Below are 19,584 nucleotides of genomic sequence, written 5' to 3'. Positions count from 1 at the left end.
GCTACCGGCATGGCCTCCACCGGATCTGGGTACGACGACGCGGTCCCGCCGCTGATCCACAAGGGTGCTGCCTGGTCGTGGCGTCTGCTGGTGATTCTCGCGTTCGCCGTCGCGATGGTCTGGGTGATCACGCGGCTCGAGGTCATCGTGGTGCCGATCGCCCTTGCGCTGATGCTGACCGCGTTGATGATCCCGGCGGTCGACTTCCTGGATCGCCGCGGCGCTCCGCGCGGTGGCGCGGTGGCGCTGGTGCTGCTCACCGGAATCGCGATCGTCGGCGGAATGCTGACGTTCGTCGTCAGCCAGTTCGTCACCGGCCTGCCCGGGCTGGTCGAACAGGTCACCCAGTCCATCGAGAGCACCCGCACGTGGCTGATCGAGGGGCCAGCGCATCTGAGCAAGGACCAGATCACAAATGCGGGCAACTCGGCGATCGAGGCACTGCGCAACAACCAGGCCAAGTTGACAAGCGGTGCGCTTTCGACGGCGGCCACCGTGACCGAAATCGTCACGGGCGCACTGCTTGTGCTCTTCACCCTGATCTTCTTCCTGCACGGCGGGCGCAATATCTGGCAGTTCGTCACGAAGATCTTCCCGACGAACGTTCAGGAGCGGGTGCGCGATGCGGGCCGGGCCGGGTTCCAGTCGCTGATCGGCTATGTGCGGGCGACGTTCCTCGTCGCGCTCGTCGACGCCGTGGGCATCGGCACCGGCCTGGCGATCATGGGTGTGCCGCTGGCTCTTCCGCTGGCGTCACTGGTGTTCCTCGGCGCGTTCATCCCGCTGGTCGGTGCGGTCGTCGCCGGATTCCTCGCCGTCATCGTCGCATTGCTCGCCAAGGGCTTCATCTACGCGCTGATCACCCTCGGGCTCATCATCGCTGTGCAGCAGCTGGAGGGCCACGTGCTGCAGCCGCTGGTGATGGGCCGGGCGGTGTCGATTCATCCGTTGGCCGTCGTGCTGGCGATCGCCGCGGGTGCGGTGTTGGCCGGCATCGTCGGGGCGCTGCTTGCGGTGCCGACGGTGGCGTTCCTCAACAGCGCGGTGCGGGTGCTGGCCGCCAAGGAACCCGAAGCCGAAGTTGAGGCGCAGGAAACCGGGCAGGGCAAGGTCATCGAGGCCGACGCCGACGACGTCTCGCCCGCCGACGAGCCCGCGTAGCTAGCGCCCTCGGCCTTCCCTGCGCAACAGGTCAGCGGCGCTGACGCCGCCGGCCGCACCGCGACGCCTGCCCTCTTCCTCGGCCTGCTGTGCGGTCAGCTTCTCGGTTGCTTCCGGGTCCGGATCCCGCTGCACGGGAATCGCGGTGGTCGGCTCCGCAGCCTCGTGGGCGGGCCGAGTGGCACGCGGGTTCTGCACCGGGATCGCGGTGGTTGGCTCTGCACCCTTGGGCGGACGGTGCTTTGCCACTGGGGGTGGCGCAGCTGCGGGGCCGTTGCCCCGCAATTCGCCCAGCCACGACTCGATCTCGCGGTCCTCGCGCACGGGCGGCGGCGGTGCCGCGCGCTTGCTGCGTTGCGGCGCCGCGTTCGCGTTGTTCACCGCGTTGCGGGGCTTGCGGCTGGTGGCGGCCGGAATCCGGGTGGTCTGCGGCTCGCCCGCAGGCGCAGGCCGCGGCGTCCGCATCCGGGTCGTTCCTGCAACCGATGGTCCGTTCGTACGGGCGGGCGCGGTCTGGATCCGCGTCGTCGCGGAGCCCGGCCGTGAGGACCCCTCGACAGCGGGATGCGTGGGGTCGTGCGGCGGCAGCGGTCGCGGTGGCAGCGGCGCGCCAGCGCCGACCAGTGCGTCCTCCTGCTCGCGAACGGCCGGGCGCTTGCGCTCGTCGGGCAGCTCGGTCTCGCCGAGGCCGAGGCGCTCCTGGAGGCGCTTCATCCACTTCGGCGCCCACCAGCAGTCGTCGCCGAGCATCTTCATCACGGCGGGCACAAGGAACATGCGAATCACGGTGGCGTCCAACAGCAGAGCGATCAGCAGGCCGAACGCCAGGTACTTCATCATCACGAGGTCGGAGAACGCGAACGCACCCGCGACGACCGCGAGGATCAGCGCCGCACCGGTGATCAACCGGCCGGTGGTGGCCGTACCGACGCGGATCGCTTCTGCGGTGGACAGGCCGCGCTCACGCGCCTCCACCATGCGCGATACCAGGAAGACCTCGTAGTCGGTGGAAAGACCCCAGATGATCGCGATGATCATGCCGATCATCGGCGCCATCAGCGGCTGCGGCGTGTAGTTCATCAGGCCGGCGCCGTGTCCGTCGACGAACATCCACGTCAGCACGCCCATCGTGGACCCAAGCGTGAGCGCGCTCATCACCGCCGCCTTGATCGGCAGCACCACCGACCCGAACGCCAGGAACATCAGGATCGTGGTCGTGATGATCAGCACCGTGACCATCAACGGCAGCTTGTCGAACAGGCTGTGGATGCTGTCCTGCTCCAGCGCCGGGGTACCGCCCACCGACAAGGTCACGCCGTGCGGCGGCGGGATGGCGCGCAGTTCCTCGATCTTCTTGGCGGCGTCGTTGCGGCTCTCCAGACCGTTCTGGATCACCCGAACCGAGGGGTCCTTGGACGCGCCGTCGAGATAGGACCGTTCCTGCCACATCTTCGACGGGTCGTTGTTGGCGTCGATGAAGCCCGGGATCTGCATCGCCTTGTTGCGCACCTCGGCGATCTGCGCGTCGGTGACCGGCTGGCCGTTATCGCTTTCCATCACCAGCGTCAGCGGTTCGGTGCGGAACCCGGGGAATGTCTTGTCGAACTGTTCCTGCGCCTGACGCACGGTGTTGTCCGGCGGCAGGTACTTCTCGCTGATACCGCCGAGAGCCAGCTGGCCCAGCGGGATGATCAGCAGGATCATCACGATGATGATCGGCGCGGCGAAGGCGACCGGCCGCTTCATCACCCGGTTGACGAGCTTGCCCCAGAAGCCCTTCTCGACCTCTTCGCGGGTCTTGGTCTTCTGCGTCTTCTCGGCGAACCAGTCGATGATCCGCCGGGAGAATGTCCAGTTCCGCAGGAACGGAATCCGCAGCAGCGTCCGCACGCCGAGCGCGTCGATATTGGGGCCGACGATGGCCAGCGCCGCCGCAAGCACGGTGATCGACAGGATCGCCGAGAGCATGACGGTGGCGATGATCGCGTACGTGATGGACTTGAGGAAGCCCTGCGGGAACAGCAGCAGCGGGAGCGCCGACGCGACGATGATCACCGCGGAGAAGGTCACCGTGCGGCCCGACGTCATCATTGTGCGGCGGACGGCCGCCTCGGTGTCGTAGCCCTCGGCGATCTCCTCCCGGAACCGGCTCACGATGTACAGGCCGAAGTCGATCGCGATACCGAGTCCGACAAGCGTCACAACGGGTTGTGCGAAGAAGTGCACGGGGATGAACTCGGCTGCCAGGCGCATGATCCCCAGTGATCCGGCGATGGTCAGGCCGCCGACGATCATCGGCAGGCTGGCCGCGATCACGCCGCCGAACACGAAGAACAACACGACCATCACCAGCGGCACGCCGAGGAGTTCGCCGCGCTGCTGATCCTCACCGATGGTTCCGGTCAATTCGCTGGCAAGGGGCTGCAGGCCGGCCTGCTCGACGTCGACGCCGGGGATGGCGAGTGCCTCTTTTACCGTCTTGCCGTCATCGCCGACGTTCTTGTTGTAATTGTTCAGGATCGCGTCGTCGTTGTCGCCCTTGAGCTGGATCGACATGAACGCGTGCTGCTTGTCGGCGTCGGCCATGTTCTTGAGCACTTCGGGGCTCTTGAAGTAGCCGATGGAGCGCAGAATCTGGTCGGGGTGGTCCTTCTCGACCTGGGCCAGGTTGTCGAGGACCTTCTTCTGGAACGCCGGATCGTCGACGGTCTTGCCCTCGGGGGCGGTGTAGATGCCGATGATGTGGCCGGACGTGTCGCGCCCGTAGGTCTTGTCGGCGATGACCGAGGCATGCACGGACTGGCTGCCCTCGTCGTAGAAGCCGCTCTGCGTGACGTGCTGGCCGAGGCTGATGCCGTAGACGCCGCCGCCAAGGCACAGCGCGACCATCACACCGATCACGATGTATCGGTAGCGGAAGACCATGCGGCCCCACCAGGCGAACACCTAAGCTCCTAACACTTCACAAGTCTGCTTGCGCCTCGCGCAGTTCAATTGTTCACACACGAGACGTCAGTAGCGAGGACAGCGGCCGGAATGGCTGCAGCCAAGCCCCCTGTTCGGGGAGCGAATCTAGGCCGATTCGCGGTAGCGGTTCCCGGAAGACACCTTCGATGTCCTCAAGGTCGACGAACTCCAAAGTATCCGAGGCTAGCGCCCAACTCGCATGTTCGCGAAATCCGAGCACTTGAACAGGGACACCCGAACGGGCGATGTCCTCGAGCGGCGCACGGAACGCCTGTCCGTCGGCCGAGGCCACCAGCAGTCCGGCCAGCCCCTCGTCGCGGCGAAGGGCGATGTGGTTGAGCATGTCGACGTCGACGTCGCTGTCTTCGTCGATCTTGGGTTTGGCGAACACCGCGAAACCCACGTTACGCAGTGCCTCGACCCACGGCCTTACGACGTCGGCGCTGCCGGGCGCGATATTGGTGAATACGGAGGCCTCCGGCTCGACGGAGACGCCCTCGTGGCCTGCGGAAAGCTCGGCGGTGCGGTTGAGCAGCCAACGGCCAAGAGCGTCGAAGCGGGGCCTGTGCGCGGCCGTCGGCCGACCGCCGAGGATGGAGCCCAGGCCCATGTCGAGGTTGGGCGCATCCCAGACCAGCAGGACGCGAGATGTGCCTGGCGCAAGCGCAGGCGTCTCGACGACCTCTTCGGTGATGCTCATGCCGGGTGCTTCTCCCAGACCAGTTCGGCGATGGCGCTGCCCGCGTCGCGCGCCTTCCCCTCGTACTTGGTCACCGGCCGCGAAACCGAAACAGGAAGGCAATCTGCGCCGGTGACGCGCTTCAGTCGGGGTTCGGCGTCGCCGGCGTCGGCGATCTGCTCGGCGTACCCGGCGTGGTCGGTGGCGGCGTGCAGGACACCGCCGGGGCGGAGCCGGTCGGCGATCAGGGCGACGGTGCCTGGCTGCAGCAGCCTGCGCTTGTGATGGCGCGCCTTGGGCCACGGGTCGGGGAAGAACACCCGCACACCGGTCAGCGATTCGGGCCCGAACATGTGCTCGAGCACGTCGACGCCGTCGCCGCGGACAAGGCGGATGTTGCCGACCGCTTCCCGATCGATCGCGCTGAGCAGTTGGGCCAGCCCGCGCCGGTACACCTCGACGGCGACCACATCGATGTCCGGCTCGGCCTTGGCCATCGCGAGCGTCGATGTTCCGGTCCCGCTGCCGATCTCCAGCACCACAGGCGCCGACCTGCCGAACCACGCCCTGGTGTCGAGCAGCCTTGCGGGCCCTTCAGCCGAGCGGGCATGCGCACCCAGCTCCGGCCAGAGCCGATCCCATGTCTCTTGCTGGCTAGCCGAAACCGCGGATCGCCGGGACCGGTAGGCGGTCACCCGAGGATGCAGATGCGAAGCGGGGTGGCTCATCGCCGCCTCTGAGACGGCGTGCTCATACCCCAGCGCTGCCCGTGCATCCGTCCATGGTCCCGCATCAACACCGCCGAACCCGCATCGTGGTGCAGATTGATACCCAACAGTTGCCTACGGCTGCTACCCGGCGTCGGCGAAAACAAGCGCTCGCACAGGGGCCACGGAGATGCCACCATTTGCGGTGGGGGCCGGGCCAGAATCCGGCGTGGGGGACGACGAGGGCATGCGCGTGCGCGAGACGGCGAACAGGGAAGGCCATCAGATTTTCACCAACGAGCTGACTCGGTTCGCGCGGCGAGCGGATGATTCGCGGCTGACCGCGCTCATCGGCGAGCTTGACGCGCCGCTGCGGGTTGCGGTTGCTGGGCGTGACGGCGTTGGTCGGGGGACCGTGGCGGCCGCTCTCGCCGCAGCCGGGCTTTCGGTCGCCGACGACGACATCGGCGCCGATGTGCAGGTCGTGGTCGTCGCCGAGGCCCTCAAACCCGAGGACCGGGCGATGCTGGGGGTGGGCCCGACGCTGATGGTGCTGAACAAGGCGGACCTGGCCGGTTTCGGGGCGGCGGGCGGCCCGATCGCCGTTGCCGACCGCCGGGCCGCCGAGATCTCGGCGCTGACCGGGGTGCCGACGGTGTCGATGGTGGGACTGCTTGCCGTCGCCGCGCTCGACGACGATCTCGTCGCCGCACTGCGCACGCTGACGTCCGAGCCCGCCGACCTGACGTCCACCGACGGCTTCCTGGCCGCCGGGCACAGCGTGCCGCTCAACGTCCGCGCACGGCTTCTGGACACCCTCGACCTGTTCGGCATCGCCCACGGCGTGCTCGCGCTGCAGCAGGGCACCGAAGCCGTCGCGCTGCCCGCTGTGATGCGCCGGCTCAGCCGGCTCGACCGCGTGCTGGCGCGGCTGGCTGTGGTGGGCGCCGAGGTGCGATACCGGCGGGTGCGCACGGCTCTGGTCGCGCTGCACACGATGGCGGCGAGCGGCCCACCCGCCCTGGCCGAGTTCCTTGCCTGCGACGACGCCGTCATCGCCGTGATGGCCGCCGCCGTCGACGTGGTGGCGGCCGCCGGTATCCCGGTCGACACCGGCGACGAGCCGTCGGCGCACCTGCACAGGGCGCTGCACTGGTATCGCTACAGCCGTGGACCCGTGAACCGCCTCCACCGGCAGTGCGGCGCCGATATCTGTCGCGGCTCGCTGAGGCTGCTGCGGCGGGTGGAGGCCCGGTGACCGACGTCGATCAGGCGGGTGACCCGGTTGCCGCGGTCGACGCACTTGTGGCAGGCGTCGATCCGGGCCTGAGCACACCCGGTGTGCAGAGTCGCGACGTCGTGCTCGTCACCGGGCCGTGGTTGGCCGGTGCGACCGGTTTGATTGCCGCGTTGCGGGACCGACTGCCCGAGCACGAGTTCGTCGAAGCAGAAGACATCAAGCCCGCCGAGGCCCCGGCTGCGGTCGTGTTCGTGGTGTCCGCGGTGGCCCCGATCGCTGAATCCGATTACGCCTTAATCGATGTCGCCGCGCGGCACACCGACATGGTGATCGGTGCGGTGTCCAAGATCGACGTCCACCGCAATTGGCGCGATGTGCTCGCCGAGGACCGCTCCCGCCTCGGCGCCCACGCCGAGCGCTACCTGGATGTGCCGTGGGTGGGTGTCGCTGCGACGCCCGATATGGGCGAACCGACGGTCGACGAGCTCGTCGAGCTGCTGGCTTCGCGCCTCGACGATGTCGATGTGAAGCGTCGAAACAGGCTGCGGGCGTGGGAGTCTCGACTGCGCAACGCGATATCGCGGCACGACAAGGACGGCGCGGGCGCCGACCGGCAGGCACGGGTGACGGCATTGCGGGAACGGCGCGACACTGTCCAGCGTGAGCGCAGGGTGTCCAAGTCCGAGCGCACCATCGCACTGCGCAGCCAGATCCAGCAGGCGCGGGTGCAGCTGGCGTACTTCGCCCGCAACCGGTGCACCTCGGTGCGGTCGGAGCTGGGAGAGGATGCGTCCGCCATGACGCGACGTCGGCTGCCGGAGTTCGAAACCTACGTCGGCACCCGGGTCAACGAAGTCGTCGGCGAGGTGGAAGCCGGCGTCACCGCGCATCTTTCGGACGTCGCGACCGAACTCGAACTGACCGCACCGCAGCCGCCCGCGCCCCCACCGCGGTCGACGGTGCCGCCGCCACCGCTGAAGTCGCGCCGGTTGGAGACCCGGTTGATGATGGTTTTGGGCGCGGGTTTCGGCCTCGGCGTCGCGCTTGGCGTCAGCAGGCTGTTCGCCGGACTTGCTCCCGGCCTGACGATCGCAGGGCTGGTGGCGGGCGGCGTGGTCGGTTTGCTGCTCACCGTGTGGGTGGTCGGCATGCGCGGGCTGCTCAGCGATCGGGCGGTGCTGGACCGCTGGATCAACGAGGTCACCGCGACGCTGCAGTCGACGCTCGAGGAGCGGGTCGCTACCCGGGTGCTGGCCGCTGAAGCCACGCTGACCGCCGACCTTGCGCGGCGCGACGAGGCCGAGGCGGAAGTGACCGCCGGTCAGGTTTCCGAAATCGATGCCGAGTTGCGTGAGCATGCCGTCGCGACCGCGAGGGCCGCGGCGCTGAGGGATCGGCGCCTGCCCGCCCTGCAGAGGGCTCTGGACACCGTGCGCGCGGAGCTGGCGGGTGGACCAGGGGTGTGATCAGGTCTTCTGAATCGTTCCTGTGAGTGATCGGACATAGATCCGATTTACTAAGGGTATGTCACCCGCGTTAACCTCTATTACAGGGCAGACAAGCACCAGTGGCGCGATTGACCTGCGTCCTGGCACAAAAAACCTACGCAGGAGATTGTGATGACGTCAGCGACCATTCCCGGTCTGGACACCGCACCCACTACGCACAAGGGCCTGCTCGCCTGGGTCCAAGAGGTCGCGGAGCTGACGCAGCCCGACCGGGTGGTGTTCGCCGACGGCTCCGATGAGGAGGACGCCCGGCTGTGCGAGCAGCTCGTGGAGGCAGGCACCTTCAGGAAGCTCGACGAGAGAAAGAAGCCGAACTCCTACCTGGCGCTGTCTGACCCGTCCGACGTGGCGCGCGTGGAATCGCGCACCTTCATCTGTTCCGAGCGCGAGATCGACGCGGGCCCAACGAACAACTGGATGGACCCGAGCGAGATGCGCGGCATCATGTCCGACCTGTACCGCGGCTGTATGCGCGGCCGCACCATGTACGTGGTGCCGTTCTGCATGGGCCCGCTTGGCGCCGAAGACCCCAAGCTCGGCGTCGAGATCACCGACTCCGAGTACGTCGTCGTATCGATGCGGACGATGACCAGGATGGGCAAGGCAGCGCTGGACAAGATCGGCGACGACGGGTTCTTCGTTAAGGCGCTGCATTCGATCGGTGCCCCGCTGGAGGCGGGCGAGAAGGACGTGCCGTGGCCCTGCAACGACACCAAGTACATCAGCCACTTCCCCGAGACCCGTGAGATCTGGAGCTTCGGCTCGGGCTACGGCGGCAACGCGCTGCTTGGCAAGAAGTGCTACTCGCTGCGGATCGCCTCGGCGATGGCGCACGACGAGGGCTGGCTCGCCGAGCACATGCTGATCCTCAAGCTGATCTCGCCGGAGAACAAGTCGTACTTCATCGCCGCGGCGTTCCCGTCGGCGTGCGGCAAGACCAACCTCGCGATGCTGCAGCCGACCATCCCCGGGTGGCGGGCCGAGACCGTTGGCGACGACATCGCGTGGATGCGGTTCGGCAAGGACGGCCGTCTGTACGCCGTCAACCCCGAGTTCGGCTTCTTCGGTGTCGCGCCGGGCACCAACTGGTCGTCGAACCCGAACGCGATGAAGACCATCTCCGCCGGTAACACCGTCTTCACCAACGTCGCGCTGACCGACGACAACGATGTGTGGTGGGAAGGCCTCGAGGGCGAGCCCGACCACCTCGTCGACTGGAAGGGCAACGACTGGATCCTGCGCGAGACCGAAAGCAAAGCGGCGCATCCGAACTCGCGCTACTGCACCCCGATGTCTCAGTGCCCGACCCTGGCTCCCGAGTGGGACGACCCGCAGGGCGTGCCGATCTCGGCGATCCTGTTCGGCGGCCGCCGCAAGACCACGGTCCCGCTGGTGACGCAGGCCCGCGACTGGCAGCACGGCGTCTTCATCGGCGCCACGCTGGGTTCCGAGCAGACCGCGGCCGCCGAAGGCAAGGTCGGCACCGTGCGGCGTGACCCGATGGCGATGCTGCCGTTCCTCGGCTACAACGTCGGCGACTACTTCGCGCATTGGATCGATATCGGCAAGAACGCCGACGAGTCGAAGATGCCGAAGATCTTCTTCGTCAACTGGTTCCGTCGCGGCGGCGACGGCCGCTTCCTGTGGCCGGGCTTCGGCGAGAACAGCCGCGTGATGAAGTGGATCATCGACCGCATCGAGCAGAAGGCTGGCGGCAAGACGACGCCGATCGGCATCGTGCCGACCGCCGAGGACCTGGACCTGTCCGGCCTGGATGTCGACCCGGCCGACGTCAACGAGGCGCTGGCGGTCAACGCCGCCGAGTGGCGCGAGGAAATCCCGTTGATCGAGGAGTGGTTCGAGTTCGTCGGCGAGAAGCTGCCGACCGGCATCAAGGACGAGTTCGACGCCCTCAAGCACCGCCTCGCCGAAGCCGAGTAGTTCTCAGCGCGAGTCACCTTCTACCGCGAGCAGACGCAAAAGTCCCCGAATCACCCAGGTTTCGGGGACTTTTGCGTCTGCTCGGCCGTCGCACCTGACCAGTCAGGGAAGAAAACTAGCCGAGAACGCCGCGAACGTAACGCCACGCATCCTTGCTCAACCACCCGTGGATCCCACCGTCAATCTCATACCAGCCAATATCTACACCCTCGTCGCGAGCTCGATCGCGAAATGCCCTCGCATCGGGATTGAGCAGGTCGTGCGTGCCTGTCACGATGGTGACTCGCGGCAGGTCAGTAAGGGGTCCCGCCGCCGGACTCAAAAGCGGATGATCAAGCGGATCGCCCCCCGCATACCGGGCGGCCACCTCACGCATCAACTCGAGGTTCAGTATCGGATCGATCTCCGCGACAGCCGCCACGTCAGGGGATGGAAAGCCCACGTGCAGCCACGGCGACAACAGGACCACATCGCGGGGCTGCGGCATGCCGACTTCGCGCGCAGCGTGGCACAGGCCGAGCGCAAGCCCGCCGCCCGCTGAATCACCCATGAACACAATCGATTTCGGATCATGGGTAGTCAGGATCCGTCGGTACACGTCGAGCAGCAAGCGGTACGCCTCGCGATACGTGTGCTCAGGCGCCAGAGGATAGATCGGCACTGTGACGGTGCGACGCAAGTCCACGCCGGCTTTGGCGATGAATGGAAGGTGCATCGCGCCTACCAGGTCCAGCACGTAACCACCGCCATGTAGATAGAGCAAGTGGCCGTCAACCTGGGACGAAGCAGGCAATTTGGGGGTCATTTCATACACGGGCCAGCCGGCGAGGTCGTTTCGCGCCACGTCCGCCTTCATGCGTACCAGCAGCCCCGGTCGGCCGGAATACGGCCGGCGCGGATTGGCGGCCCAACTCTCGATCTTGCGTTGGGTCACCAGCCAGTCGCGGATGCGGCTCAGCCGCAACACCTTCTCCAGGCCCCGCATGGTGGCGCTCATAGCTCGCCCGTCACTCCGCCGCCTCCATATCTGGATTCGATCGTAACGACAGACCTCATGCGTTCCGATGGCGGTCTCATCCTCTGGAACCACGCGCACACGCCGTTCGTACATCGTCAAGACTCGGTGTCGATGGAACTGAACATGCGTCGGTTCATGCCGTATCGCGCATCCGAAATCCGCTGGGCGCCAAGGACCGTCGCCCGGACCAGTCGGCGGTCCCACCGAACAAGGCAATCGGGCATCGCTGGCCTAACCGGGGCGCGGGTTCTGTCCGTCCAGTGAGACCGAAGAGTCGGCGGCCCGCCGGGATCAGGCATGCTCGGCCGAAGTCGCATCGTTGTCGTGGGCACCGGGGCGTGGCAAGCCGGGGAAGGGAAGGAAAGCGGGTCGTGTCGTTCAACCTCGCAGACATCTTCGAGACGGTTGCGGCCGCCGTGCCAGAAAGAACGGCACTCACATGCGAAGGCGAGCACCTCACGTATGAGACGCTCAACCGCAAGGCCAACCAGGTCGCGCACCTCTTCACCGACAACGGGATGAGGGCCGGGGAACACGCGGCGCTCTTCCTGCGTAACAGCGTCGAGCACGTCTTATCCATTCTGGGCCTGATCAAGATCGGCTGCTCGCCGATCAACGTCAACTACCGCTACACGGCGGCTGAGCTTCTCTATATCTTCGAGAACGCCGATGCGACAGCGATTCTGGTCGAAGAACTGGATGACCAGGACCGGTTGGCCGAGATCATCGATGATCTTCCTGTTCTCAAGACGGTATTCGTCGTCGGTGAGGCGGTCGGGAACGGACTTGCGACGGCAGCCAGTGCCGCAGGGGTCGACGTCGTGCTTTTCGATCCCGAGGGGCATTCGGCAGAACAGAACTTCACCCCACGGTCCGGCGACGCTCTTTACCTCCTCTATACGGGAGGGACCACTGGGTTCCCGAAGGGCGTGATGTGGCGTCACGACGACTTCTTTCACCGCCCGCTCTCGGGCGGTAACCCCTGGGGGGAGGCGCGAAAGAGCCTCGAAGAGATAGCTGCGGCATCGCAGCAGTCCGCGGAGCTTTCGGTACTCGTGGTCGCGCCGTTGATTCACGGATCGGCGCTGTATGCAATGTTCAGCCTCTTTTTGCAAGGTGGACGCGTCGTCCTACTACGTTCATTCGATGCCGAGAAGCTCGTGTGGACAATCGGCTACGAGAAGGTCAACGTCGTCACGATTGTCGGAGACGCGATGGGATCGCCTCTGGCAGAAGCGATGTCGAAGTTGCAGTCCGACGTCGACCTGTCGCCACTGGTGGCCGTGACTTCCGGAGGAGCGGTGTGGTCCCAAGGTGTTCGGGCCAGGATTCTGGCCGTGAAACCCGAACTTGCCCTGATCGACAGTTTTGGCGCATCGGAGTCCGGAAACGACGGGCAGATGACCCTGCGGCCCGATGGAAGCCTCGCCATGTCCCCCTCGCCGTCGGTCTCGGTACTCGGCGACGACCTTGAACCGCTCGCGCCGGGTTCAACGACGGTGGGCATGATCGTTCGAGTCGGAAATCTTCCGCTGGGCTACTACAAGGACAAGCACAAGACCGATCGAACCTTTCGAACCCTGGCCGACGGGCGGCGCGTGGCGGTCCTCGGCGATGCCGGAATTGTCGAATCCGACGGAACCATCGTGTTCCTCGGTCGCGGGTCGCAGTGCATAAACACCGGAGGCGAGAAGGTCTACGTCGAGGAAGTCGAAGCATGCCTGCACAGCCATCCCGCCGTCACCGATGCAGTCGTCGTTGGCGTACCGGACCCGCGGCTCGGGCAAACCGTCGCGGCAGTAGTGTCGCTGCGCCCGGACTTTCCGCCCGTCGGGCTTCCGCAGCTGCAGGAGCACTGCCGGCAGTCGCTGGCTGGATACAAGGTGCCGCGACGCCTGGCCGTCGTGCCTACCGTTCAGCGCTCTCCGGCGGGTAAGGCCGACTACAAGTGGGCCGAGAGCATCTTCGGCGAATCCGATGTGGCGGTTGGGACATAGCCGGGTTCTACCCAGTGGTCTCGATCGCCAATTGCGGCGGCCCATCGCCTACTGTCGCTCGCCATGGTCGAACACAACACCACACAACCACAGACGGAATACGACACGTTGTTCATCGGCGGTCGATGGGTGCAACCGTCGACGGCCGATGTCATCGAGGTGTTCTCGCCGGCGACCGGCGAAAAGGTGGGTCAAGTGCCACTGGCGCACGAGGCCGATGTGAAGGCGGCCTGCGCGACGGCCCGCAAGGCCTTTGACGAAGGCCCTTGGCCCAGCACGCCGCCGGCCGAGCGCGCCGCGGTCATCGGTGCGGCGGTCAAGCTGATCCAGGAGCGCGCCGACGAGTTCAAGCACCTGCTGAGGCTGGAGACGGGGCAGCCCGCGATGACCATCGACCTGACGCAATTCGGTTCTGCGGTAACCGCGCTCACGTACTACGCGGGTGCGGCAGACAAGTTCACCTGGCGCGAGATCAGAGATGGCATCTACGGCCAAACCTTGGTGACGCGTGAGCCGGTCGGCGTGGTCGCTGCGGTGGTGGCGTGGAACGCACCCCTGTTCCTTGCCGCCAACAAGCTGGGCGCCGCCTTACTGGCGGGCTGCACGGTGGTGCTCAAGCCTGCCGCCGAGACGCCGCTCAGCACGAACGCGTTAGCCGAGGCGTTCGCCGAGGCGGGCCTTCCCGAGGGGGTGCTGTCGGTGGTGCCCGGCGGTATCGAGACAGGCCGGGCACTGACCGGCAATGCCGATGTGGACAAGTTCTCGTTCACCGGCAGTTCCGAGGTCGGCAAGGAGATCGGCATGCTGGCTGCCGAGAAGCTGAAGTCGTGCACGTTGGAACTCGGCGGCAAATCCGCTGCGATCATCTGTGCAGACGTCGACTTGGACGCGTCGCTACCCATGTTGGTGCTGTCCGGCATGATGAACTGCGGCCAGGTGTGCGTCAGCCAGACCCGGATCCTCGCGCCACGGTCGCGGTATGACGAGATCGTGGATCGGATCGCAACTTTCGTGTCCGCGCTGCCGGTCGGCCTGCCTGATGATTCGAGCACGGCGATCGGTCCGCTGATCTCGGAGAAGCAACGCGACCGCGTTGAAGGCTATATCCGCACAGGGATCGAGGAGGGTGCCCGCCTCGTCGCCGGTGGCGAGCGACCCGAAGGACTCGAGGGCGGTTGGTTCGTGCAGCCGACGGTGTTCGCCGACGTGGACAACTCGATGACGATCGCGCAGGAAGAGATCTTTGGACCGGTACTCGCCGTCATCCCGTACGACACGGAGGACGATGCGATCCGCATCGCCAACGACTCGGTGTATGGACTGGCGGGCAGCGTGTGGACCACCGACTTCGCTCGCGCGGTGCAGATCGCGGGAAAGATCCGCACCGGAACCTACGCGGTGAACATGTACGCGTTTGATCCCGGTGCACCGTTCGGCGGCTACAAAAATTCCGGGTTAGGGCGCGAAGGCGGTCCTGAGGGCATCGAAGCGTACTGCGAGCACAAGAGCCTGTTACTCCCGTTCGGCTATGTACCTCAGATCTGAACCTTTCTCAGCCTTCGGGTAACACCGCGGCCCGAGGACATTCCGCGATGGATTGTTCGACCAGCTGCTCGGCCGCGACCTCGGAGACTTTGACGAAGGCGTAATCCTGCTCGCCTAGGGCCTGCTTCGCGACCTCCTCTGCTCGTTGACCGGTCCGCGCTATCCACGGGGCCTCGATCTTGGGGAAACGTAGGCCGTCATATCGGGGCTACGTGAGTCGATTTCATCCACCGAAACCGCGTGCGGTCGCGGTTAGGGCCTCGCGCTTAGCATCGGGTGTCCTGACCCTCAGCGATCGTGAGAAGGCGAAGACCGGTTATGCAATCAGCCAGCCAATGTCCGTTCGGAAGCGGCTTCGACTTCACCGATCCCGACATCATGCTCGGCGGTCGACCGGTCGAGCAGTACGCCCGCCTCCGGCGAACCGCCCCCGTCTGGTGGAATGCGCAGCCCCCCGAAAGGAGCGGCGGATTCCGCGACGGCGGCTACTGGGTGGTCTCAAAGCATGAGCACGTCCGTGAGATGTCCTTGCGCAGCGACCAGTGGTCGACTTGGGACAACACGGTGAACATCCGGTTTACCGACGACGCGTCGCCCGAGCAGATTGAAATGTCGAAGGCGCTACTCGTCAACCATGATGCGCCGCAACACACCAGGCTTCGGAAGTTGATCTCCCGCATGTTCACTCCCAGGGCCATCGAGGCGCTTCGACCGCGGCTGGAAGCAGAAGCCCGACGCATCGTGACGCGAGCAGCGGAAAAGGGCACCGGCGAATTCGTCGCCGACATCGCCATGCAACTCCCGCTGCTTTCGATAGCCGATCTTCTCGGTGTGCCAGAGGAGGATCGGCGCGACCTCTTCGGCTGGACCAACACGATGACGAGGTTCGACGATCCCGACGTCTCGACGCAGCGGGCTGCCGAGGCGACGGCCGAAATCCTGGGTTACTCCTACCAACTCGCCGAAAAGCGGAAGAGCTGCCCGACAGGCGATATCATCAGCACTTTGGTGCAGGCCGATGTGGACGGACAGTCGCTGACGGAAATCGAATTCGGGTTCTTCGTCCTCATGCTGGCCGTTGCGGGAAACGAAACAACCCGCAACGCTACAACATTGGGGCTGATGGCGTTGCTGCAGAATCCCGATCAATGGGAGATCTTCAAACGGCAACGGCCGGCCACCGCTATCAACGAGATCGTCAGATGGTCCACCCCCGTAAACGTCTTTCAGCGCACAGCCAGGTGTGATCTCGAGCTTGGTGGCGTCCGGATCGCGAAGGGGCAGCGCGCCGGAATGTTCTACGGGTCAGCGAACTTCGACGAAGATGTATTCGACCAGCCCTTTTCGTTCAACATCCTCCGGGATCCCAATCCTCACGTCGGTTTCGGTGGTCACGGCGCTCACTACTGCGTCGGAGCCAACCTCGCTCGATTGGGCCTCGAGCTGGTGTTCAATGCGATCGCAGACGTTGTTCCCGATATCACGATGACGGGTCCGCCGGTTCGTCAGCCCTCGGCTTGGCTGCACTCCATTCTCGAACTGCCCGTCGACTACGGTACGGCGCCGGGTTAGACGGCTGGGTGCCGTACCCGAAGAAATCCAAAATGGACTTCAGTCCAGTAGTTGCGCCTAGTTGACCGCCAGCACGCATCCGGTTGGCATTGAATACCCTCGATAAGACACTGCTGGACAGCAATTTTCGTAGCACACTAGCCAGCCGAAGACATCTGGTTTATTCTGGACCACAGTCTATTTTAAGCTCACTGAACGATCCGACGCCTCCCCGAGGCGTCGTCGGACGCTGCGGACACGCACCAGTCAACGACACGAAACATTGGGACCTGGACGGAGGTGGCATGAAGACCAAAGGCGCGATCCTGTGGAACTTCAACGAACCATGGTCGATCGAAGAGATCGAAATCGGTGACCCACGTGAGGGCGAGGTCAAGGTCCAGATCGAGGCGGCTGGAATGTGCCACTCCGACCATCACCTGGTCACCGGCGCGATTCCCATGGCGGGATTTCCCGTCCTCGGCGGCCACGAAGGTGCGGGCATCATCACCGAGACTGGGCCCGGCGTTCGCGGCCTCGAAGTCGGTGACCACGTTGTCATGTCATTCGTGCCTTCGTGCGGCCAATGCCCTTCCTGCCGCGAGGGAATGCACAACCTCTGTGATCTGGGGGCACTGTCGCTGGGCGGCGCGTCGGCATCAGACGGATCCTTCCGCGTCACCGCCAATGGCCGTAATGCATTCCCCATGTGTCTGCTCGGCACCTTCTCGCCCTACGCCGTGGTGAACCAAATGTCGGTGGTAAAGATCGACACCGCGATCCCCTTCGAGTTGGCGTGCATTGTCGGCTGCGGCGTCCCGACTGGATACGGGTCGGCGACGACCATCGCAGATGTGCGCCCAGGCGAGGACGTTGCAATCGTCGGGTTGGGCGGAGTTGGCATGGCTGCGTTGCAGGGAGCGGTCAACTCCGGTGCACGCCATGTCCTCGTCGTCGAACCGGTTGAATGGAAACGGGATCAGGCGGTGAAGTTCGGCGCCTCGGCCGGCTTTGCCACCATCGAAGCCGCGACGGCCGGTGCCGCCGAGATCACCGCGGGCAGGATGTGCAAAAAAGTGATCGTGACGGTGGGCGAGCTCAAAGGTCAGGACGTCGACAAATACATGGGCATTACCGCCAAGGGCGGCACGTGTGTGCTCACCGCGATGGGTGCGATGACCGAAGACCAAACGACACTGAACACATCGATGCTGTGCCTGTTGCAGAAGACGTTGAAGGGCAGCCTCTTTGGCGGCGGCAATCCGCAATACGACATCGGACTGATGCTGTCGCTGTACAGGGCGGGAAGACTCAACCTCGACGATATGGTCACGCGCGAATACGCACTCGAGCAGGTCAACGATGGATACCGAGATATGCTGGCGGGCCGAAACATTCGGGGCATCATTCGGTTCACCGACGCCGACAGGTAACCGACCACTGGACTGGGTGCCGCGTGCGTGAACGTGCAGTGCCAATGGGTGAGACTCGTCGAGGACTCAGCTGGAGTTCGCTCTACCGTGAGGAAGTGACCATCGGGATGCTCACCGAATTTCGACCCGAGGATTCGAAAAGCACTGGCGGCGACCACGATTTCCGCCCGAGCAGTGAAACAAGTCGTTACCTGTGATGCTACAGGCGGACCGGCTCGCCCAACCAATGCAAGCAATCGGCGGCTTCTTCGCCATGGCGGCTGAGGCCGTCGGCCATGTCTTCCGGCGTCCCTTCCAGGGCAAGGAGTTCGCTCAGCAGGCTTGGTTTGTGGCACGGGTCTCACTGGCGCCAACCCTCATGGTGGCTATCCCATTCACGGTGCTGGTGAGCTTTACCTTGAACGTCCTGCTGCGTGAACTGGGCGCTGCGGACCTGTCGGGCGCCGGCGCCGCGTTCGGTGCGGTAACTCAGGTCGGACCAATGGTCACCGTTTTGATCGTCGCCGGGGCGGGAGCTACTGCGATGTGCGCCGATCTGGGAGCGCGCACCATTCGCGAAGAGATCGAAGCCATGGAGGTGCTCGGAATCAACCCGGTGCAACGGCTGGTGACTCCGCGAATGCTGGCATCAGGCCTGGTCGCTCTGCTGCTGAACAGCCTGGTCTGTACCATCGGAATACTTGGCGGATATGTGTTTTCGGTTTTCGTGCAAGACGTCAACCCCGGTGCATTCGCCGGCGGCATCACCCTGCTCACGGGCATCCCCGAAATGACGATCTCATGCGTCAAGGCCGCATTGTTCGGCCTGATCGCCGGCCTGGTCGCCTGCTATCGAGGGTTGTCGGTGACCAGGGGCGGGGCCAAGGCAGTCGGCAATGCCGTCAACGAGGCCGTCGTGTATGCATTCATGGCGCTTTTCGCCGTCAATGTTGTCGTCACCGCCATCGGTATCCGGATGACAAGCAGTTGAGGACACACGTGTGACCGCGCGAACGATGTTTCCCCGTTTGAGTCGAGAAGTCGAACGGCCGGTCGCTGCGGTCCGCGGCATCGGTGATCACACTCTTTTCTACCTCAGAGCGATCGCTGGCGTGCCGTTCGCAGCGACCAACTATCGCAGCGAAGTCATCCGCCTCATCGCTGAGATCAGCATGGGCACAGGGATGTTGGCGATGATCGGCGGGACAGTGGTCATCGTCGGGTTCATGACGCTCGCGGCGGGGGGGACGCTTGCCATCCAGGGGTACAGCTCCCTGGGCAATATCGGCGTCGAGGCGCTGACGGGATTTCTTGCGGCATTCATCAATGTGCGAATCACCGCACCTGTGGTCGCTGGTATCGGATTGGCGGCAACCTTCGGCGCCGGCGTGACCGCGCAGCTTGGCGCCATGCGCGTCAACGAGGAGATCGATGCCCTCGAGAGCATGGCGATTCGACCTGTGTCGTACCTGGTGAGTACCCGGATCATTGCGGGTCTGATTGCCATCGCACCGCTGTACACGATCGCGGTGATCCTGTCCTTCCTGGCTAGCCAGTTCACCACGGTCGTCATCTTCGGGCAGTCCGGCGGCCTCTATGATCACTACTTCACGACGTTTCTGAACCCGACCGATCTCATCTGGTCTTTCTTGCAGGCAGTGCTCATGGCGTTGAGCATCTTGCTGATTCATACCTTTTTCGGCTACTTCGCCGCCGGCGGCCCGGCAGGCGTGGGGGTTGCCGTCGGAAATGCGGTCCGAACGTCTCTGATCGTCGTCGTGTCGTTGACGATGTTGATCTCGCTCGCCGTCTACGGCGCCGACGGCAATTTCAACCTGTCGGGATAAGGGTGAACGAA

The 19,584-nt window shown here is 64.9% G+C and carries 14 protein-coding genes; 10 read left to right on the top strand and 4 right to left on the bottom strand.

The window, feature by feature from the left end; translation table 11 throughout:
- Window positions 1-9: 9 nt before the first annotated feature.
- The gene (locus D6M19_RS24855) at window positions 10-1,161 is read left to right on the top strand and encodes an AI-2E family transporter (RefSeq protein ID WP_123027933.1); all 1,152 of its coding nucleotides are present in this window, start codon (window positions 10-12) and stop codon (window positions 1,159-1,161) included.
- Here D6M19_RS24855 and D6M19_RS24850 read toward each other — a convergent pair whose 3' ends face one another.
- From D6M19_RS24850 to trmB, 3 genes are read right to left on the bottom strand one after another with little or no spacing between them, the layout of a single operon-like run.
- Entirely contained in the window at window positions 1,162-4,107 is a 2,946-nt protein-coding gene (locus D6M19_RS24850) for a trehalose monomycolate exporter MmpL3 (RefSeq protein ID WP_123027932.1), read from the bottom strand. It abuts the gene before it with no gap.
- Window positions 4,108-4,159: 52 nt separating this feature from the next.
- A complete protein-coding gene (locus D6M19_RS24845; RefSeq protein ID WP_123027931.1) occupies window positions 4,160-4,828 on the bottom strand; it encodes an NYN domain-containing protein in 669 nt (222 codons plus the stop codon).
- The gene (trmB, locus tag D6M19_RS24840) at window positions 4,825-5,535 is read right to left on the bottom strand and encodes a tRNA (guanosine(46)-N7)-methyltransferase TrmB (protein ID WP_123027930.1); all 711 of its coding nucleotides are present in this window, start codon (window positions 5,533-5,535) and stop codon (window positions 4,825-4,827) included. The genes D6M19_RS24845 and trmB overlap by 4 nt, the downstream gene beginning before the upstream one ends.
- A 226-nt stretch (window positions 5,536-5,761) precedes the next feature.
- Between trmB and D6M19_RS24835 the strand changes: the two genes are divergently transcribed.
- From D6M19_RS24835 to D6M19_RS24825, 3 genes are all read left to right on the top strand, one after another.
- On the top strand, window positions 5,762-6,772 hold the full coding sequence (locus tag D6M19_RS24835; protein ID WP_206428627.1) for a hypothetical protein: 1,011 nt from the start codon (window positions 5,762-5,764) through the stop codon (window positions 6,770-6,772).
- Complete coding sequence (locus tag D6M19_RS24830; protein ID WP_123027963.1) at window positions 6,769-8,220, top strand: hypothetical protein; 1,452 nt, start codon at window positions 6,769-6,771, stop codon at window positions 8,218-8,220. The genes D6M19_RS24835 and D6M19_RS24830 overlap by 4 nt, the downstream gene beginning before the upstream one ends.
- 153 nt (window positions 8,221-8,373) lie before the next feature.
- Complete coding sequence (locus D6M19_RS24825) at window positions 8,374-10,203, top strand: phosphoenolpyruvate carboxykinase (GTP) (protein ID WP_123027929.1); 1,830 nt, start codon at window positions 8,374-8,376, stop codon at window positions 10,201-10,203.
- A 115-nt stretch (window positions 10,204-10,318) separates the two neighbouring features.
- Here the strand turns inward: D6M19_RS24825 and D6M19_RS24820 are convergent, their stop codons facing one another.
- Window positions 10,319-11,200 (bottom strand): alpha/beta hydrolase, encoded by an 882-nt coding sequence (locus tag D6M19_RS24820; protein WP_164478680.1) that lies wholly within the window; start codon window positions 11,198-11,200, stop codon window positions 10,319-10,321.
- Window positions 11,201-11,592: 392 nt separating this feature from the next.
- Here D6M19_RS24820 and D6M19_RS24815 point away from each other — a divergent pair, with 392 nt between their 5' ends.
- The 6 genes from D6M19_RS24815 (at window position 11,593) to D6M19_RS24790 (ending at window position 19,573) form a co-directional block, all read left to right on the top strand.
- Window positions 11,593-13,218 (top strand): AMP-binding protein, encoded by a 1,626-nt coding sequence (locus D6M19_RS24815; protein ID WP_123027962.1) that lies wholly within the window; start codon window positions 11,593-11,595, stop codon window positions 13,216-13,218.
- A gap of 63 nt (window positions 13,219-13,281) precedes the next feature.
- Entirely contained in the window at window positions 13,282-14,763 is a 1,482-nt protein-coding gene (locus tag D6M19_RS24810; protein ID WP_123027927.1) for an aldehyde dehydrogenase, read from the top strand.
- A 318-nt stretch (window positions 14,764-15,081) separates the two neighbouring features.
- On the top strand, window positions 15,082-16,335 hold the full coding sequence (locus D6M19_RS24805; RefSeq protein WP_123027926.1) for a cytochrome P450: 1,254 nt from the start codon (window positions 15,082-15,084) through the stop codon (window positions 16,333-16,335).
- A gap of 284 nt (window positions 16,336-16,619) precedes the next feature.
- Window positions 16,620-17,747: an NDMA-dependent alcohol dehydrogenase gene (locus tag D6M19_RS24800; protein WP_123027925.1), complete on the top strand. Its 1,128-nt coding sequence runs from the start codon at window positions 16,620-16,622 to the stop codon at window positions 17,745-17,747.
- Window positions 17,748-17,943: 196 nt separating this feature from the next.
- Window positions 17,944-18,717, top strand: coding sequence for an MlaE family ABC transporter permease (locus D6M19_RS24795; RefSeq protein WP_123027961.1), 774 nt, complete (start codon window positions 17,944-17,946; stop codon window positions 18,715-18,717).
- Between the two features lie 25 nt (window positions 18,718-18,742).
- Window positions 18,743-19,573 carry an ABC transporter permease gene (locus D6M19_RS24790; protein WP_123027960.1) on the top strand — a complete coding sequence of 277 codons (831 nt, stop codon included), beginning with the start codon at window positions 18,743-18,745 and terminating at the stop codon, window positions 19,571-19,573.
- The last annotated feature ends 11 nt before the right edge of the window (window positions 19,574-19,584 follow it).

Origin of the sequence: Mycolicibacterium stellerae (assembly GCF_003719305.1) — a bacterium.
Lineage (GTDB): Bacteria > Actinomycetota > Actinomycetes > Mycobacteriales > Mycobacteriaceae > Mycobacterium > Mycobacterium stellerae.
Note: the sequence above shows the minus strand (reverse complement) of the source record. Positions and strands in the feature narration are given on the sequence as shown.

Excerpts from the sequence above, each read along its gene's own strand:
- D6M19_RS24855 (WP_123027933.1), top strand. The coding sequence starts at position 10 with ATGGCCTCCACCGGATCTGGGTACGACGACGCGGTCCCGCCGCTGATC.
- D6M19_RS24845 (WP_123027931.1), bottom strand. The coding sequence starts at position 4,828 with ATGAGCATCACCGAAGAGGTCGTCGAGACGCCTGCGCTTGCGCCAGGC.
- trmB (WP_123027930.1), bottom strand. The coding sequence starts at position 5,535 with ATGAGCCACCCCGCTTCGCATCTGCATCCTCGGGTGACCGCCTACCGG.
- D6M19_RS24835 (WP_206428627.1), top strand. The coding sequence starts at position 5,762 with ATGCGCGTGCGCGAGACGGCGAACAGGGAAGGCCATCAGATTTTCACC.
- D6M19_RS24825 (WP_123027929.1), top strand. The coding sequence starts at position 8,374 with ATGACGTCAGCGACCATTCCCGGTCTGGACACCGCACCCACTACGCAC.
- D6M19_RS24820 (WP_164478680.1), bottom strand. The coding sequence starts at position 11,200 with ATGAGCGCCACCATGCGGGGCCTGGAGAAGGTGTTGCGGCTGAGCCGC.
- D6M19_RS24810 (WP_123027927.1), top strand. The coding sequence starts at position 13,282 with ATGGTCGAACACAACACCACACAACCACAGACGGAATACGACACGTTG.
- D6M19_RS24805 (WP_123027926.1), top strand. The coding sequence starts at position 15,082 with ATGCAATCAGCCAGCCAATGTCCGTTCGGAAGCGGCTTCGACTTCACC.
- D6M19_RS24800 (WP_123027925.1), top strand. The coding sequence starts at position 16,620 with ATGAAGACCAAAGGCGCGATCCTGTGGAACTTCAACGAACCATGGTCG.
- D6M19_RS24795 (WP_123027961.1), top strand. The coding sequence starts at position 17,944 with ATGCTACAGGCGGACCGGCTCGCCCAACCAATGCAAGCAATCGGCGGC.
- D6M19_RS24790 (WP_123027960.1), top strand. The coding sequence starts at position 18,743 with ATGTTTCCCCGTTTGAGTCGAGAAGTCGAACGGCCGGTCGCTGCGGTC.